The organism is Desulfosarcina sp. (assembly GCF_041551955.1).
Taxonomy (GTDB): Bacteria; Desulfobacterota; Desulfobacteria; order Desulfobacterales; family Desulfosarcinaceae; genus Desulfosarcina.
Genome location: NZ_JBFELV010000535.1, coordinates 1 through 3147 on the forward strand (window position 1 = coordinate 1; position 3147 = coordinate 3147).

Annotated in this window: 3 protein-coding genes and 1 pseudogene; 1 reads left to right on the plus strand and 3 read right to left on the minus strand. The window is 45.9% G+C overall.

The features are described 5' to 3' along the window. Window positions 1-287: pseudogene (locus ABYV26_RS23700) on the plus strand (hypothetical protein); the annotation flags it as partial. 192 nt (window positions 288-479) lie between these two features. Here the strand turns inward: ABYV26_RS23700 and ABYV26_RS23705 are convergent. From ABYV26_RS23705 to ABYV26_RS23715, 3 genes are all read right to left on the minus strand, one after another. Further along, a complete protein-coding gene (locus ABYV26_RS23705; protein ID WP_372683823.1) occupies window positions 480-1031 on the minus strand; it encodes a YcbK family protein in 552 nt (183 codons plus the stop codon). A 276-nt stretch (window positions 1032-1307) separates the two neighbouring features. Next, window positions 1308-1484 carry a hypothetical protein gene (locus ABYV26_RS23710; protein WP_372683824.1) on the minus strand — a complete coding sequence of 59 codons (177 nt, stop codon included), beginning with the start codon at window positions 1482-1484 and terminating at the stop codon, window positions 1308-1310. A 51-nt stretch (window positions 1485-1535) separates the two neighbouring features. Continuing rightward, on the minus strand, window positions 1536-2882 hold the full coding sequence (locus tag ABYV26_RS23715) for a DUF2914 domain-containing protein (protein WP_372683825.1): 1347 nt from the start codon (window positions 2880-2882) through the stop codon (window positions 1536-1538). Window positions 2883-3147 lie beyond the last annotated feature (265 nt).

Consider the following 3147-nt stretch of genomic DNA (forward strand, 5'->3'; position numbering starts at 1 on the left):
AAACCGTGGAGGGAATTATTTTCCGGACCAGGATACCCAGGAACCGCTTGATTCTTGAACTGATGGCTCGCGGTGCAATGCGGATCGGAGAGGTTTTAGCCATCGTTCCCAATGACATCGCTGAAAGGAAAATCCTGTTGAGAGAGCCTAAAAGCGGACGCGAACAGGAAATGATATTCATACCGCAAAAGGTGGCGGATCGTCTCAAAGACAATATTAAAATCAAAAATATCGAGGCGAAAAATCAGAAAAATGGAAACTTATTAGGAATGGTAGCCACGTTCTGATACATTGATATCACCTTAGCAACCTGAAATTATTGGAATTTACCTGATATGTTGTGATGATCCCCACGGTACCACCTGAATCCCCGTTTTGGTAAGATTTGGCCCGTTGTGATTATTTTCGCACATCGTTGGAAATTGATCGACCTGATATCTACATGGTTGTTGGAGCTAATCTTAAATGGCAAGGGGCCTTTAACCTCTCCAGGTGCGAAAGCCTCCGGTATCCACGTGAACGAAATCGGAGCGGGGATAGTAACCGACACCGCCCAGTTTCAGATCCAGGCAGGCTTTGCGCAATTTGCGCGTATCGCATCCGGGCAGGCGAATATCGATGGCGCGTCCCAGGATGTGATAGCTGGATTTGGCCACGCCGGGCCTTTGTTTGCGCAGTCGGTCATTGGTTTGAGGGGAACGGTAAGCGGAAAGGATGTGGAAGGGAGCACTGCATTCCACTAGACGGTTTACGGAATGGAGCAAGTCCATCAACTGGGGATCCATTTTTTCGATGTCGCCGGTGTAGTGGTCCCTTAATATGTGATTGATGCGGCCCATGGCATCGGGGCAATAGGCGCCGTTTTTAAAGTAACAAGTGCTGAGTTCTTCCCCGGTGTGAGCGTTGTAGAAGGAGAGTGTGCGACGGGAGTTGTCTGGTGAAAGGGCGGACCACCCTGCTGACGGCAGCAGGCAGGTGGCCAAAAAACCGGCACCGATTTTAATGAAATCTCGTCGACTGCGATGGCTCATGGGGCGCTCTCCATCTGGATTAATCGGGTATAATGTATAGCAGAATCTCTTTCAAGGTGGTTGTAAGTCATTACTGATGGCTAATTGCCACTAAACGGACAAGCCAGATATCAATGCGGATGGTTATGAACATTTTCTAAAAAAATTGGAGAATTCAGCCTACTATTTTAAAAAAAAACCTAAGAGCAGCTAAAGACGGTTTTATGTCTATGCAGGCCGTGCAACTGAATGCGATTATGAGCGTTTATACCCTTCAAATGTGAAAAACTATTCAAATCAATACACATCTGGACCCCGCAAGAACGAATCCAGCGCTTCAATCACGACACCGGTGATGGTATTGCCGTTTTCCTTGTCATACTTTTCAACACGTTCAATGATCCGATTGGGTAATTGGATCGTGATCTGTTGGGTGTTGTCAACTGTCGGTGCGGGTTTGGCCTGATCCTTCACCGAGCCCCCTTTCAGGCTTTACCAGATAACATTCAAAGATTTGTTGGAACGCTATTTAACCTCAAAATAGAGTTGTCGCAGTATGTTTCCGTCGGATGTGGCGATGTCTACGCGCCATTCCCCCCGATAACGGCGGTTGGCAATCGTCTTGGAACTCCATGTCCGCCAATGGGTAGATCGGATATCCAAGGAAACATCACTGATTTTTTCTCCGCGGAAGAAATAGATATGATGGATCTTGGATGGAACCTGCTTTGCCTCAATCTCAGTCCATACATAAATCTTCCCGGCTGATGTGCGAAAAAATCGATCGACGCCGACAGGCATTCGATTTTCAATTGCACGACAGATTGAGGCTTTTGAAACCTTCAAGGATGCTTCGGCAATGCTCGTTTTTGGCGATGGATCGCTTATTAACGGGGGCCTGTCGGACTGAACGGCGCTTTTTTCCTTGTCGACGGTGTCTCGATTTGAGGCGTCTTGTCTAGTCGTTGGAGATAGATCGTATGATGGCGCGTTGACCTGTATAGCGGGACTGGAAGTACCGGATGAAATTTCGGCTTTTTTCCTTGTGCCCGATAGCGCTGCGTCATGTTTGGGCGGCTTTGAAAGCAAGCTATTATTTACATGGATTCTCGGTGTATCGACGTTTGCGGATTCATCAGAGGATTGCGAAATCACTATTGATGATTGGGAACCAACTGAAGGCAACACGTTTTTTACCTTGTCAGGCGATTTAATAGCTTCGGCGATTGTGAATGAATCAGGATCGTGAAGAAACAAATGATAAAACCCAACTCCTGAAAGAATCAAAATACAAGCCCCCATGATAGCAATACAGGAATACACCCAGATTCTCCGATCGGTGGACATGTGATGTATGGTCCCTGCAAAACCGGATTTAATTACGCGCAGAACATTGTGCCTGGAGGGTACACCTATATCTTGTTTGGAAGAACCGATGCTGTCGATCGGTTTTTTGGCCGCTTTGAATGAGGCACCTTTGACCACGACGAAGGATACAAGGGTATTAAACCATGACCTAAGATTGCCCAGCCAAAGACTGCTTGGTTGCTCGCGTCTTTTCTTCGGGGAATTGTCGGCTGAATGTTTCCCGCCATCAACAGATACGGTTGTGGGTTGAATGGCTTCGGCTTGAGCCTGCTTGCGATTTTCAAACTCATACAGATCAATTATTTTATCAGCATCACATCCGATGGCACTGGAGTAAGATCCAATATATCCTTTTATATAAGGGCCTTGTGGGATTTTATCGAATTCGTTTTTTTCAATGTACTCCAGATAGATCGGTGAAATTTTTGTTATTTGAGCGACTTCCTTTAAGCTAATAATCTTAGCTTCTCTTTCCTTTTTTAGGTACATACCAACTGTATTCATTGTTCAGTCCAGACGGGTAAGCCGGGAATTGATGTTAATGCAGTACGCCGTATATCCTTACTAATTAATAATATAATCGGTGTGTTGCACGAAAATCAGTTGCCAAAGGGGTACTGGTTAAAATTGGAATTCTCTTAGCACCAGTTGACCATTTTTTCTTTATGACCAGATCATAACCGCATGGTGAGCCTTCGAATGCATCGGTGTTCTTCCTTCATTGGGCAAGTTCCACCTCCCTTCGACGCACCTAGCGGATCTATATCGG

Excerpts from the sequence above, each read along its gene's own strand:
- ABYV26_RS23715 (WP_372683825.1), bottom strand. The coding sequence starts at position 2,882 with ATGAATACAGTTGGTATGTACCTAAAAAAGGAAAGAGAAGCTAAGATT.
- ABYV26_RS23705 (WP_372683823.1), bottom strand. The coding sequence starts at position 1,031 with ATGAGCCATCGCAGTCGACGAGATTTCATTAAAATCGGTGCCGGTTTT.